The sequence below is a fragment of the Bifidobacterium callimiconis genome (genome assembly GCF_003952005.1).
GTDB classification, from domain to species: domain Bacteria; phylum Actinomycetota; class Actinomycetes; order Actinomycetales; family Bifidobacteriaceae; genus Galliscardovia; species Galliscardovia callimiconis.
Genome location: NZ_QXGJ01000005.1, coordinates 1 through 14,167 on the forward strand (window position 1 = coordinate 1; position 14,167 = coordinate 14,167).

General features: G+C 62.0%; 8 protein-coding genes. 5 read left to right on the top strand and 3 right to left on the bottom strand.

Going from position 1 to position 14,167, the window contains the following annotated elements; all coding sequences use genetic code 11:
* Positions 1–459 precede the first annotated feature (459 nt).
* From D2E23_RS05705 to D2E23_RS05720, 4 genes are all read left to right on the top strand, one after another.
* Positions 460–903: a (deoxy)nucleoside triphosphate pyrophosphohydrolase gene (locus D2E23_RS05705; protein ID WP_126030139.1), complete on the top strand. Its 444-nt coding sequence runs from the start codon at positions 460–462 to the stop codon at positions 901–903.
* Positions 904–963: 60 nt separating this feature from the next.
* Positions 964–4,347, top strand: a complete 3,384-nt coding sequence (locus D2E23_RS05710) for a DUF3427 domain-containing protein (RefSeq protein ID WP_164520705.1) — start codon at positions 964–966, stop codon at positions 4,345–4,347.
* Between the two features lie 217 nt (positions 4,348–4,564).
* On the top strand, positions 4,565–4,915 hold the full coding sequence (locus D2E23_RS05715; protein WP_164520717.1) for a DUF4186 domain-containing protein: 351 nt from the start codon (positions 4,565–4,567) through the stop codon (positions 4,913–4,915).
* Between the two features lie 356 nt (positions 4,916–5,271).
* Positions 5,272–6,837 (top strand): hypothetical protein, encoded by a 1,566-nt coding sequence (locus tag D2E23_RS05720; RefSeq protein ID WP_126030030.1) that lies wholly within the window; start codon positions 5,272–5,274, stop codon positions 6,835–6,837.
* A gap of 310 nt (positions 6,838–7,147) precedes the next feature.
* Here the strand turns inward: D2E23_RS05720 and D2E23_RS05725 are convergent, their stop codons facing one another.
* The 3 genes from D2E23_RS05725 to D2E23_RS05735 all read right to left on the bottom strand — a co-directional run bounded on the left by D2E23_RS05725 (position 7,148) and on the right by D2E23_RS05735 (position 12,925).
* A complete protein-coding gene (locus D2E23_RS05725; RefSeq protein ID WP_126030031.1) occupies positions 7,148–7,714 on the bottom strand; it encodes a TetR/AcrR family transcriptional regulator in 567 nt (188 codons plus the stop codon).
* Between the two features lie 107 nt (positions 7,715–7,821).
* Positions 7,822–10,170: a YhgE/Pip domain-containing protein gene (locus tag D2E23_RS05730; RefSeq protein ID WP_126030032.1), complete on the bottom strand. Its 2,349-nt coding sequence runs from the start codon at positions 10,168–10,170 to the stop codon at positions 7,822–7,824.
* 22 nt (positions 10,171–10,192) lie between these two features.
* Positions 10,193–12,925, bottom strand: coding sequence for a YhgE/Pip domain-containing protein (locus D2E23_RS05735; protein ID WP_126030033.1), 2,733 nt, complete (start codon positions 12,923–12,925; stop codon positions 10,193–10,195).
* A gap of 417 nt (positions 12,926–13,342) precedes the next feature.
* On the opposite strand from D2E23_RS05735, the gene D2E23_RS05740 reads away from it, so the two are divergent.
* Positions 13,343–14,146, top strand: a complete 804-nt coding sequence (locus D2E23_RS05740; protein WP_126030034.1) for a hypothetical protein — start codon at positions 13,343–13,345, stop codon at positions 14,144–14,146.
* The last annotated feature ends 21 nt before the right edge of the window (positions 14,147–14,167 follow it).

Below are 14,167 nucleotides of genomic sequence, written 5' to 3' on the forward strand. Positions count from 1 at the left end.
CATGAGCGTTCTCCACAGACCTTGTGCACTATTGGAGCGTTCCTGTTTGGTTCTGACGGTATTTGTGCGTAATGGCGTGGTCGGCTCGCGATTCACTGCGACTGGAATCGCACAACTGCAAAGTAGCCGATTAAGGCCCTTGGAATTTCAACGGTCGATTTCCGCTACTTTGCAGTTGTGCGATTTTGATTTTCCCTCCGGGCTTCTTACCGTTTCCCACGATCCCGAAAACCGAACATCTGACGCTGATTCGTGTCGTCTTGGAGCTCTGATGCCGGCACACTCGACGAGTTTGAAGATGTGAACCGTGTCGGCGACGTCTTCGTGCCGTGCCATTGCGTTGGAGATCCAACATCCTGCATGGCCGCGCCGGGAGCCGGTATCCTGGACGTGTTGACACAAGGACGATGGACCGAGGAGCTCATGAGCGAAAACAGCGTTCAGCCGGTAACCGAATCGATGGGGGAGAACCGGAAGGAGACGTCCGCCGAGCCCAAGCCGCGCAAGCAGATCCGTGTGGTGGGAGCGGCGATCGTGCGCGACGGCAAGGTGATGTGCGCACAGCGCGGCGGCGGCAAGCAGCTGAGCGGCAAGTGGGAGTTCCCCGGCGGCAAGATCGAACCGCACGAGACCCCGCGCGAGGCCCTGCACCGCGAGATCGAGGAGGAGCTGCTGTGCGAGGTGGAGATCGGCGACGAGGTGTGCACCGACTCCTACGACTACGACTTCGGCACCGTCACGCTCACCGTGTTCATCTGCCATCTGCTGTCCGGCGAGCCGCGCCGCACCGAACATCAGGAGTTCCGCTGGCTTGACCCCGCCGACATGCCCACGCTCGACTGGGCGCCCGCGGATCACAAAGCCGTGTCGATGATCTCCGCGATGTGCTTCGAACGGCGGTAATAGCGTTAGCCTGGTTACGTCGGTTGACGATTGTTCGGATACGTGTGACGAAGGAGTGGCATGCAGCACGCTGACAATGCGCAACAGAATGACGAGACGCAGAACGATGCGACGCAGACGATCATTGATGATCGTGATTCCAGCGATGAGGCCGAGCGTCGTAGAACGGAGTCCGCGGCCGACGCGACGTTGGCCGCGCTGGTCAGGACGGATGTGGACTCGGGCCTGATCGAGTCGGACGATGACGTGCCGGGAACGTACGCGCCGAAGCTGATCGTCAACCGTGCGGGGACGACCATGAGGAACGAGCTCGGTGGGGAACTTGAGCATTGCACGGATTTCGACATGTCGGTCGCGTTCGTGACCCCGGAGTCGGTTCGGAATTTCTTGAGGGAAAGTCTACTCCGGCGTGATTCGCATGCTCCGGTTTCGGGCCATATCATCACCTCGACGAAGGGTTATTTCAACGATCCGGGCGCTTTTAAGGAGCTTCAACATGTTCAGGAGCTTACCGGCGTGGATGTTCGGGTCTGGTTGGACTCCAATGAAATCACAGGGAAGGGAGCGAAATTCCATCCCAAAGGATATATATTCACTCATCAAACTAAAGACGATGCGGCGTATGTGAACCTGTATATCGGCAGCTCGAATCTCACCGGCGACGCGCTTTCCGGAGCGCAACGAGAGTGGAATCTCAAGGTCTCCTCGCTGCCGAAGGGCGATCTCGTCCGTCAGGTCCGCGAGGAGATCGCCCTACAGGTCAGCGAGTCCGAGCCGTTGACCGACGAGTGGCTCAAACAATACGAAGAGGATTTCAACAAGTACTCGCCGAAGCGCAGGGAGATCCTCAAGCAGGTGGCATCGCAGGACATCCAACCGAACGCCATGCAATCCGAGGTTCTGGAGAGACTGCAGGAGATCCGCGCCAAGGGGGAGCCTCGCGCGATCGTCATCTCCGCCACTGGTACGGGCAAGACCTATCTGGCCGCGTTCGACGTCCGCCGGTTCAAACCGAAGCGCATGCTGTACATCGCCCAACAGCAGCAGATTCTTGTCAAGTCCCGGGAATCGTTCCAGCGGGTGTTGGGATGCCCGGACGAGGAGCTCGGCCTGTTCACGGGCAACACCAAGCAGCAGGACCGCAAGTACGTGTTCTCCACCATCCAGACGCTGAGCCAACCCGATGTGCTCGCCCAGTTTGCGCCCGACGAATTCGACTACATTCTGATGGACGAGGTGCACCACGCCGGCGCGGCCACGTATCAGCGGGTCATGGACCACTTCTCGGGTGCCAAATTCATCCTTGGCATGACCGCCACCCCGGAACGCATGGACGGCATCAACATCTTCGAAATGTTCAACTATCAGGTCGCCGGCGACATTCGTCTGCAGCGCGCGCTGGATGAGGACATGCTCTGCCCGTTCGAATATTACGGTGTGGCCGAATATCTCGGCGAGGACGGCACCTCCATCGACGTCGCGCATGGCGGCAAGACGGGCGACGATGCCGGCCAGCTGTCCTACGAGATCAAGAATCTCGCCTTTGACCACGATGATAATGGCGATGACGATGGTGATGATGATCAGGAGAACCCGGACGCCGCGAGAATCCGGCAGCTGACCTCCGCGGATCGCGTGCGCTACATCATCGACATGATCGAGAAATACGGTCGGTACGATCAGCCGGTCACGGGCTTGGTGTTCTGCAGCCGCAACGAGGAGGCCGAGCGGCTGTCCGATATGTTCAATCAGCAAATTAACCAGCAGATGGAACGGCCATATCGCACGGCGGCCGTGACTAGCAGCAGGTATCCGAATCCGAAGGACCGCGAGCCGCTGATCAAGCAGTTGGAAAACGGCGAACTGGACTACCTGTTCACCGTCGACATCTTCAACGAGGGTGTCGATATTCCCGCGCTGAACCAGATTATCATGCTGCGCAACACCGAATCCAGCATCGTGTTCACCCAGCAGCTGGGCCGTGGCCTGCGCAAGTTCCCGCACAAGGATTCCGTGGTCATCATCGACTTCATCGGCAACTACGCGAACAACTATCTGATTCCGGTGGCGCTGTACGGCAACACGGGCGATCGCGACACCGCACGCAGGAATCTGCAGCGCACATCGATCGGCCTGTCGACGATCAGCTTCGACCGCATTTCCGAAGAACGCATACTCAAGTCCCTGGATACGGCCAACTGGACCGAAATGAAGAAGATGGCGGACCAGTATCTGCAGGTACGGTATGCGCTCGGGCGTATCCCGATGCTTGCGGACATGTATGCGCATGATCCGTCGCTGCCGCCGGTGATCGCACTCGTCAGCAAGGAGCGCCACTACCTATCCTTCGTGAGCGCGCTGGAGCGGCGCCGCCACATCGGGCACAGGGATTCCGAGAAGCTTGACTTCTATGAGCGTCTTGATCCGGTATCCGATGTCGAAAACGGCATTCTGAAGATGGCGACGGCCGTGCTGCTCCCCGGAGCGAGGCCGCACGAACTGGTGATCCTCGATGCGCTGTGCCGATTCACGGATGAGCGCATCGGCGACGAACCGGCCTCCTCGTCGTGGGCTCCTGCGGATGGCATGACGCGTGACGAACTCGAACGGCTGATCGCCGCGCGATTCTCCGACGCCTATATGGCTCCGGAGCAAACGGAGTCGGCGCTTCACGTGCTTGACCTCTCCTACTTCGACGCGAGCGCCAAACGATTCGGTGCCACTCCGCTGATCGAGCGCGACGGAAACGACCGGTACCGTCTGTCGGATGCCTTTGCGCGCATGCTGCGCGAAAACCGTACGTTCCGCATGTTCTTCGCGGACACGTTGCAGGTGGGGCTGTGGAACTGTGCGGATCGGTATACGCGCGCCCATGAAATCGGACGGCGATCGGATCATGGCTTCCTGTATCAGGAGAAATACTCGCTTGCGGAGATCATGCGCATGCTCGGCTGGCAGCGGGAGCGCAACGGACAGATGGTCGGTGGATATCTGCTTGATGCGCAGACCAACACCATGCCCATCTTCGTGAAGTATGCGGCCAGCCAGTACGAGGATGAATTCCGCAATCCGCAGGAGATGCTGTGGTATAGCAAGAACCGGCGCTCGCTGGACTCTCCGGAGTTCAGGTGGCTGCTTTCCGGGCGGGGCGCTGTGCCGAATGCGGAACGGAGTGATGGCCATGACGGCGATGATTGGGATCGTTCCCACTTCGTTCCGCTGTTCATCATGCGCCGCGAAGAGGCCGACGATATCCGCACGAAGCCGTTCCGCAAGTACTACTACGTGGGACACGTCTCCGCGGTGGAGAATGCCCGGACCATGGAGAAGCTTGATACGAACGGTGAGAAGACCAACGTCGTGCGGTCCATACTGCGTCTGAACCGGCCGATTGATCCCGAGCTGTATCGTCACATCACCGGTGCCCGTCCGGGGGAGGAGTGATCCACCGCACGGAGCTGAAGACTGTCGTTGCCGCGCGTGACCGTCACCCATGCCTCCGCCTCATGTGAAGGCTACTGTTGTAGGCGGAGGCGGTGTGATGACGGATATGAGTGGTGCGGCGGATACTGCCGGCGGTTCCGAGCAGCCTGAACTCCGGCCTGAGGAAGAGACTAATGCCGGCCGCAAACGCGCGAACTATTCCGCGTGGACGGCGGATATGTTGGCGCGGCTTGGCACGTCGAAGTTCCGGGCGAAGTTCGTGTTGAGCGACAAGGATAGGGCCTATGCGCGGGCGAAGGGGAAGGCCGTGATCGACCGGCATGCGCATGAGATGCTGGCCAAGCGCGTAGGCCCGGCGCATCCCTACAAGGACGGGAGGCAGACGCCGTGGCGGGGTCATCCGGTGTTCACCGCGCAGCATGCCACCGCCACCTGCTGCCGCGGGTGCATCGAGAAATGGCACCACATTCCGCAGGGGCGTGAACTCACCGACGAGGAAGTGGATCGTCTCGCCGCGCTGGTCATGGCGTGGATCGAGCGCGATCTGGTGAACCATCCGGTTCGGTAGGGGTCGGATACGGGGTTTCGATGATTCGTGGCGACGGAAGAAACCGTTGTGCGGATTGTGATCGCTCTTGTGAGGGAATGTGATGTGGAATTTGAGGCTCTGGCGAGGTCTTGCGGGATGACGGTTCACAACTCGAAGATACCCAAATCCGGTGTCTGAAGAATCGTTGGAATTGCAACGTTCTTCATGGTTGTGGCCTAGGGTATCTTCGATTTGTGCACCGGCGCGAGCAAACACCTCGATATCCGTGGTAACAAAAGCGCTCGCAACCCATCACAAACGCACAGAAGCACATCATGGGACGTGCTTTCTTGGCGGAAGGCGCCATTGACACCGCCGGGGACTAGGCTGGGATCATGACGAATTCTGAGAACGAGCCGCAGATCGCCGGCGTGGGGGAACAGCCGAACGATGTAGGAACGCGGCCCGATGCTATGAGCGACGGTACTGCGAGCAATGACGCGCAGCCAGCCGTGAACGAGAATGTCTCTGTGAACGGTGGCGACCCGTCGGAGTCGGGCGAGCATGAACGCTTCGCCCAGGAGGACTGGTTCGATCACGCACTGTCGTCACCGCGCGCGGAGTGGGGGAACGGCACGGCGTCCGCGAGCGCCGGCGATGGCGCGGATTTCAGCAATGCGAACAATGCCGGCAACGCGGCCGGTACGGGCGGATACGGCGCAAATGGGTATGGTGCAGGTGAGTCGCCCTCCTCCGCCCCAGGCATGGCGGTTCAGTCGGACCAGCCGGATCATTCGACGCAGCCGACTCAGGGGTTGCCTCTTCAGTCTGATTCTCCGTCATCGGCCGTTCCCGTGGCGGATTTCCCGGCGTATTCCTCCGATCCGCAGCAGGGGGCATCGGCTTCGGAACCGTTACAGCGCTCGGACTCGCGTGCCTATCCGGGATATGCTCCCACCGCTCAGCCCTCTGCTCAGCCGGCCGCACAGCCGGCCACGCCGCCGTCCCCGGCGTTTCAGCCGACTCCCACGCCCTCTCCATCCTCTCCGAACGACGTACAGCAGGCCGGATTCTACGATCGCAAGGGCAATCTGATCATGCCCGACAATCCGGCTTCCGCCGTTCCCATGTATTCTCCGACTCCTTCGGCCGTTTCTGGTGTGCCGGTCGCCTCTGCCGCGCCGGCCGTCCAACCGCCGGCTCAGGCCCCGTCTGCCCTGAACCCGCAGACGACCTATGGAAGCTCGTTCTATACCCCGGCTGCCTCGACGCAGAACCTGTCAAATCCCGCGGGCCAACCCCAGGCGGGTCAGCAGTTGCAGCCGTTCCAGTCCGGTTACACGCAGTCTGTGCAGTCCGCCAACCCGTATTCGTCGACGTCCACCCAGCCGGCATCGGCGGCTCAGCCTGCGCCCGCTCAGCCTCAGCCCGTCCAAACTTCCGCTCCTGCCCAGCCCGATGTACCGGCGCAGCAGTCCGCCCAGCCGCAATCTCCGCGTTCTCCCTACTCGCCGTTGCCGAATGCCGCGCCCTATGCATATACGCCGCAGTCCCCGCAGCAGCCTCCCCGTCAGCCGTATGCCACACCGCAGCCGTATGGCTCCCAGCCGTACACCGCGCCGCAGAACCGTAACCCGTACACGCCGGCTCCGTTCCCGGCCCAGCCTCCGGTTCAGGCTCCAACACCGTACGCGAATCCCTATCCCCAGCAGCAGCCCAAGAGCCACACCGGCGTCATCATCGCCGTGATCGTGGTCGCCGTGGTTGCGTTGATCGCGGCGGTCCTGTTCTTCATCGGCTCGATATTCGGTTCGATCGATTCCATGCTGGACGGCTCGCACGGCTTCGATTCCGGCGACAGCCCATACGGCTACGACGACAATGGTTCTACGCCGGATGACAACATTCAGGCGTCGATCCGGTCCGCGTATGAGCGAATGGACGGCGTATTGAACGCGTAGGGCTGGGTGTGGTCCCTCCCTCAGTCCGACTGCGTCGGCCAGCTCCCTCCCTCGGAGGGAGCACGAAGGGGTGCGGCTTCGGAGGACCTGCTTGGGCGCCCCCTTGTATAGCGCATCACCATCGAGCGCGTACGAATCGTGAGATTGGACGCTGAATCCGTCTCACAGTGCGAGATCATCCGCTCTTTACAGCGTCAAATGGACGTTTTGACGCCGATTTTCGTCCATTTGGCGCTGTAAAAAGCGGAATTCGGGTATTTGGTGCCCCGAATCGCCTGAGTGGCAGCCCCGATCGCCCGCGCGCCCGCTCCTACGCCACGATCGTGGGCCAGAGCAGATTCGTCATACGCGCCGGCCATCCGTCATCGATCGCACCGGCGAGCGCCTCGCATGCGATCATCGACCCAAGAATCGTGCCGAACAGGAACTTCGCGTCAATGCCCGACCGGAACAGTCCGGCCTGCACGCCCCGGTCGAAGAACGATTCGAGCGTCTGCTCCTCCGGTGCGATCGCCTGCTTCACGAGCGGCTGGAAGAACGCCTCCTCCGACGAGAGGATGATGCCCACGGCCTTCACGCCGATGCCGCTGACGAACCGCTCCACCATCTTGCGCATCATGAGTTCCAGATTGTCGCGCGTGGGCTCCAGATCGGCCAGTTCGGGCGACGACGACACCTCCAGCGTGCTCATCTTGCTGAGCAGGTCGGAGGTGTTCTCGTAACGGCGGTAGATCGTGGTCTTGGCCACGCCGCTGCGTCGCGCGATCTCCTCGATCGAGATGCCTCCGATGCCCTTGGTCATGGCGATCTCGAGCGTCGCCTGCATGATCTTGCGATCGGTTTCCTTCCGCGTCTTCTCTCCGCGTTGCGATGTCATCGTGTCCTCCTTATCCACACTCGCAACTCCCGATTCCGTTTATTCGTTCGATGAACTATCAACCTGGCGCCGCCGACGGCCTGGCGCCGCCAACGACCTGACGTCGCCTATAGCAGCTTGGTGCTCTCCACCTGCGCCACGTACCACGTGTTGAACTTCACGAGCGGCTTGCGCAGCACCAGTCCGAGCAGCAGCGTCGGCACGATGAACAGCAGCAGCGCGCCGATCGCCCTCCAGTAGTCGTTGTCGTAGATGCCGAACATGGACGCGCGGATGGCGTTGATCGTATGCGTGGCGGGCAGGAACGGGCTGATCGTGGTGAAGATATCCGGCATCACGACCAGCGGATACGCGCCGCCCGAGCCGGAGATCTGCAACACCAGGAACAGCACGCCGATCGCCTTGCCCACGTTGCCGAACGACACGACGAGCGTGTAGATCATGAAGATGAACACGAGTCCGCTCAGCCATCCGGTGAGCATGTACAGGAACGGATGCTCGCACTGCACGCGCAGGAACAGCAGATTGCCGAGGAACAGGCAGGTGGTCTGCATGAGCGAGATCAACGCGAAGATGCCGAATCGTCCCAGATACATCTGGTACGGCTTCACCTCGCCGGTCTTGGCCTTCCGGTTGGGTTTCTTCCCCTTGCCGGTTTTCGCGGCCGCCGCGGAGTCCGTCCGGCCTGTGGATTCCGGATTCTTGCCGGTCCGCACGACCCCGCCGCGTACTCCGCCGCGGGCCAGCCCTGCGCGGATCCGCCGCGACACCGCCGTCTTCAGCGTGACCGCCATGAGCAGCGATCCCACCCACAGCGGCAGCGTGGTGTAGAACGGGCTGAGCGCCGAACCGAAGTTCTCCGCCTTGAACACCGCGTGACGCGTGACGCCCACGGGCGCGGCGATGTAGTCGGCCAGCTGTTCGGCGTCGGTTCCCAGCGCCTGCTTGATCATCTCGGTGTCGCCGCTGGACAGTGCGCTGCCGAGCGAGTCGTGCACGGTGCGCAGCTTGTCCGATGCGTCGGTGAGATCCTTGGCCACGTCGGTGAGCATGGTGCGCATGTTGCCCAGCTGCTTGGACGCCGATCCGCTTGCCCCCGACAGATCCTTCACCGCGCTTTCCAGCTGGGTCGCGCCGCCGCTCAACGTCTGCGCGGCGTTGGCCACGGTGCCGGCGATCGAGTCGATCTGCGGCTTGAGATTGGTGTCGTAGTCGGTCTTCAGCGAAGCGACGTCGTTCTTCGCCTGCGTGGCGAGCGCCTTGATCTCGTCGCGCTCCTGCTGCGCCGAGCTGTTGCCGGACTCGATCTTGCCGGCCGCGTCGTTGAGCTTGTCGCGCAGCCCCTGCTGCAGTGTGATCGCACTGTTGAGCTGGCCGATCACGGCGTCGGTCTGACGGGTGACGGTGTCGATCACGCCCTGCCCGATCTGCGTGCTCGGCTGCGTGGCGGCGATGTCGCTGCGGAACTGGCCCAGATCCTTGACGATCAGCTGGTATTCGGCGATCTGCTTGTCTATGCTCGTGGCCTCATCGCGCAATGATTTGGCGCTGTCGGCGGCCTGCGTATTCACCGAATCGAACACGGTATCCACGCCGCCGGCCACGGCCCCGTAGCTGTTCGCCGAGCTCTTCAGCGCCTTCGACAGCGACGACGCGGAGTCCTTCAGCGCGTCGGTGATCGTGCCGCCGGCCGCCTTGGTACTTCCCACCGCGTCTTCGGCGTCGTTTGCCGCGCCTGACGCCTGCGTGAGCAGCGTCGACGAGTTGTTGATCAGCGACTGCGCGGAATCGGTGAGCGACGAGTATGTGGTGAGCATGGTCGACGCGTCGGCCATCTGATCGGAGAGCTTGCCGATGTGGTCGTTCACGTTGCCGAGTCGGCTCTGCACGTCCGCGTCGTCAAGATAATCCGATAGCGACGAGACGATGTTGAGCGCCACGTCGCTGAGCGTGCTGGCGAACATGTTGTTGATCTGCGCGGCCACCTGGTCGGCGCCCTGACCGGTCACCTTCGGGGCGAGCGCGTTCTTCTTCTCGTTCGTGTAGTACGTGAGCTTCGCGTGCTTCACGTCGGAGTCGAAGAACGTCATCATGTCCTTGCTGAACGACTTGGGGATTACCACGGACGCGTAGTACTTGCCGGACTTCACGCCGTCCACGGCGTCGTCCTTGGTGGTGATCGTCCAGTCGAGCTGGTCGTTGGCGCGCAGCGCGTTGAGCACCTGATCGCCAACGTTGACCTTCAGCGGCACCAGATCGCTCTTGTATCCGTCGTCCACGCTGGCCACGGCGAACTTGAGGTTCTTCGTGTTGCTGAACGGATCCCAGCTGGCCACCACGTTGAACCAGGTGAACAGTGAGGGGATCGCCACCAGGCCGATCACGATGATGATCGACACCACGTTGCTGGTGATGCGCTTGACGTCGCCGATGAACAGCTGCCAGATCTGCCTCATGATTGCCTCCTTCTCCTGATTCCTAGTTCGTCGAATTCGTGTGGGTGCCGTTGCCGGATGTGCCATCGCCCGCCGCCGTACCGGATGCCGTGCCGGACGTCGCACCACTGCCGTGCCTGCCACCGCCTGCCGCCGTGCGCACCGGACGAACCGGCAGACCGAACGACGGCAGCGGGATCGTCTTCAGATACTTGCGCATGGAGAACAGGTCGCGGATCTCGTCGTCGCTCATCGCACCGAGCCGCATCTGCCGTTCGATGTTGTCGCGAATGTATTCGATGGCGATCAGGAAACCGATGATGATCAGCACCCACGCCACCCATGCGCCCAGCATCACGGCCTTGCGACTGGTGTCCTCGAACGCGGGGTTGAGCGAGAACAGCAGCGTGAGCGCGAGCGGCACCACGAATCCGGCGATCAGTCCGCCGAGCTTGAGACGCGGATAATGGTGTGCGAACCGCATCGCACGACGGTGCACGCCGGTACGATAACCGGCGTGATCGGCCATGGCGCGCATGGCCTGCGAGAAGCGGTACGTGCGGAACGGCACTTCGGCCTGCTCGCCGATGATGATGTCGCTTTCCTCGATCTCCTTGGCGAACAGTCTGTTGAGGTTCGTCAGATACGGGCGCAGCACCAGGCCCAGGATGAAGCTCGCCGCCACGAACAGCATCAGATGACCCACCGCGTTCGCGTACAGGCCGTCGTAGAAACCGCCGATCGTCTCGCGGATCGCGTCGATGCTGTACGTGAACGGGAAGAACGGGTAGAGCCTACGGAAGAATCCGGGCATCATCTCGATCGGGTACAGGCCGGACGCGCCTGGGATCTGCACGATCACCAGCACCACGCACAACGCCTTGCCCACGTGCTGGAACGTGACCGACAGCGCATACGTGATGCTCAGATACGTGAGCGACGTGATCACGCCGGTGCCGATGAACGCCGGCACGTTCGCCGCCTGCACGCCGATGATCAGATCTCCCACGCAGCACACGATCGCCTGCAATACGGCCAGGATCGCCAGCAGCAGCCAGCGGCCCATGTACGCCTGGCGTACGGTGAGTCCGGGAATGCCCTCGTCGTCCACTTCGAGCTTGACGATCACCATGAGCACGAACGCGCCCACCCACAGCGACAGGTCGGTGAACAGCGGTGCCATGCCCGAACCGTACGAGTTGATCGGGTAAAGCGTGGTGGTCTTCAGCGTGGTGGGGGAGAACATGAAGTCGGAGATCTTCTCCGCGTCGAGTTTGCCGCCGGACGTGATCTTGCTCCACGCGTCGGAGTCGACGAGCGCGTTCACGTCGGTGCGCACGGTGTCCACGTCGTCGCGCAGCGTCTTGATGCCGGCGTCGGTCTGGTCGAGCGCCTTGCCGGTGGCGTCGAGCGTGGACGACAGCTGGTCGAGGATCGTATTGGTCTGGTCGAGCAGATTCGACTGGCTGGTGATGCCTCCCGCGAGGTTGCCGGTCACGCCGGCCAGCTGCGTGAGTCCGGAGTTGATCTGCGGGATCGTGGTGCCGGTCAGCGTGCCGCGATAGTCGTTCACGTTGTTCAGCGTGTTCTGCGCGGTCGTGTCGAGCGTGTCGGTCGCACCGGCCACGGTGTTGGCCGTGTTCACGGTGTCGGTGTTGATCGTGTCCAGATTGTTCAGCGTCTGGGCGAGCGACTGGTTGCGCTGCTTGAGTCCGGCATTGCCGGTCTTGCCGTTGACGATCTCGTTGAGCCGTGTACGCAGCTGCGAGTCGGCGGGCAGCGTGTTGATGACCGATTCGAGCGAGCTGATCGTCTGCGCGTTCTGGTCAGTGATCGACTTGCCGGTTTCGATGGCGCCCGCCACCGTGCCGCTGGCCGTGGTGATGGTTCCCGCCACCTTGCCCACCGACACGTTCGCCTTCGACGACGTGGTCGAGATCAGCGACGACCCCTTGTCGAGCGTGCCCGACGCGTTCGCCGCGAACGAGTTGATCGAGTCGCCGGTGCTGGTGAGCAGCGACGACGTCTGCTTGAGCCCGTCGGTGAGCAGTCCGGTCTGCGTCTTCACGTCGGCGAGCGTGGACTTGGCGTTCTGCGCCTTGGCCTTCGCCTTGTCCACCGTGTCGTGGAGATCCTTGATCGAATTGCGTGCGGCGTCGAGCTTGTCCACCGTGCCGTCGAGCGAGCCGGACGCGTCGGTCTGCGCCTGCGTGATCTTCTGGGAGGCGTCGTCGAGTTTGCCGTTGAGCTGCGAGACGATCACCTGACTCGCCGTTGAGACGAACGTGTTGTTGATCGTCGTGTCCAGCGTGGTGGAGCCGACGTCGGTGATCTTGGGCGCCACCGCGTTCGCCTTCTCGTTGACGTAGTACTGCAGTTTCGGCTGCTGGAAATCGCCGGACAGCAGCGTGGCCAGATCCTTGCTGAAGTCCTTGGGAATCACGAACGCCGCGTAGCTCTTGCCCGAACGCACCTCGTCCAGCGCCTGTTCACGGCTCACGTAATGCCAACCGAGCTGGGTGTTGCTTTTCATGGCCTGGACGATCTGATCGCCCAGATTGAGTTTGCCGAGCAGATCGTTCGTCGTGCCCTTGTCCTCGTTCGCGACGGCCACCTGAATCTTGCTGGTGTTGCCGTATGGATCCCAGAAGCCGTAGATGTTGACCCATGCGTACAGTGATGGGATGACGATCAGGCCCACGCAGATCACCCACGCCGCCGGCACTTTGGCCAGGCGCAGCAGATCGCGTTTCACCAGCCGGAGAACATTCCTCATAAACAACCCCTCGTCATGTTCGGTCGGTCATCCCGTCAAATTCCAAACCACTACGTTTACCGTAGCACTACGACATCCGTAGCGCTATGCGGTCGTTGTTGAGTGTGGGGTCTTGATTGGCGTATGACCCCTCCCTCAGTCCGACACGAGGTCGGCCAGCTCCCTCCCACGGAGGGAGTACACGCTCAACATCTTCGTGCTCCCTCCATGGGAGGGAGCTGGCCGGCGCAGCCGGACTGAGGGAGGGAAGAACAGTCACAAGCCCCGTAGTACGCCCATCATGTCCCCCATAAAGCGAACACCTCATTCCCCCGAACTATCCCATGCGTTTGCTCTCCGCACTACACTGGGAACAAGTATCGGCCGGCGGTCGCGAGCGCGGGCGGCCGACCCGATCCGCATTGAAGGGGGCTGAACATGACGGTGTACCACGCAGGGGACTATCGCAAGCATTCGCGTCGTGGAGGTCATCGCGGCGGCAACGGCGGACGCAACAACCGTAACGGACTCGACCGCAACGGGCACGTTTCGCTGGGACCGTGGAATCCGCTGTGCGCCCTCGCAGGCATACTCGCCGTGCTTGCCGGCTGCGCCACCGCGGCCCGTGCCATCGCCCCCGCGCGCATGCCCGAAGCGCTCGCCAACATTCCCGTCAACACATTGATCATTCTTACGGTGGCGCTCGCCGTGGTCACATTGATTCTGGTGATCGTGGCGCGACTGCGCGCCCGTCGGGCCGGCGTGGGACACGGACTCGCCAGCACGTGGGGCATCATTGCCCTGGTGCTGGCCCTCATGCTCGCCGGTTGCGGATGGGCCGCGAACACGCTGTTCCCGGAAGGTGTGGTGGAGGAGAAGGTCGCCGACGCCGCGCCCACGTCGACGCCGACTGCCATGCAGAAGGACGTGGACAACGCGTTCGGCACGTGCACGAGCGGATGGCAGGGCATGGACGCCAGCTCGTATCCGGGTGTCACGTCGATTCAGATGTGCACCGACACGCGTGTGGTGTATGCGGTGTTCGACAATTCTTCGTCGGTGGGCATCTACAAGGCGCCGATCGCTTCCAAGGCAAGCGAGATTCTGGCCCAATATCAGGATCAGGCCGGCAGCGCGCAGTACGCCATGCTCACCGGCCAGCAGTGGATTCTCGTGGGCGAACGCTCCGGCATCGAGAACCTGCAGAAGACCTGGGGCGGCACCATCAGCAACATCAACTAGTTGCAGTGTTCCCCCTCCCAG

Coding starts and splice junctions, on each gene's coding strand:
- D2E23_RS05705 (WP_126030139.1), top strand. CDS start 460: ATGGGGGAGAACCGGAAGGAGACGTCCGCCGAGCCCAAGCCGCGCAAG.
- D2E23_RS05710 (WP_164520705.1), top strand. CDS start 964: ATGCAGCACGCTGACAATGCGCAACAGAATGACGAGACGCAGAACGAT.
- D2E23_RS05715 (WP_164520717.1), top strand. CDS start 4,565: ATGTTGGCGCGGCTTGGCACGTCGAAGTTCCGGGCGAAGTTCGTGTTG.
- D2E23_RS05720 (WP_126030030.1), top strand. CDS start 5,272: ATGACGAATTCTGAGAACGAGCCGCAGATCGCCGGCGTGGGGGAACAG.
- D2E23_RS05725 (WP_126030031.1), bottom strand. CDS start 7,714: ATGACATCGCAACGCGGAGAGAAGACGCGGAAGGAAACCGATCGCAAG.
- D2E23_RS05730 (WP_126030032.1), bottom strand. CDS start 10,170: ATGAGGCAGATCTGGCAGCTGTTCATCGGCGACGTCAAGCGCATCACC.
- D2E23_RS05735 (WP_126030033.1), bottom strand. CDS start 12,925: ATGAGGAATGTTCTCCGGCTGGTGAAACGCGATCTGCTGCGCCTGGCC.
- D2E23_RS05740 (WP_126030034.1), top strand. CDS start 13,343: ATGACGGTGTACCACGCAGGGGACTATCGCAAGCATTCGCGTCGTGGA.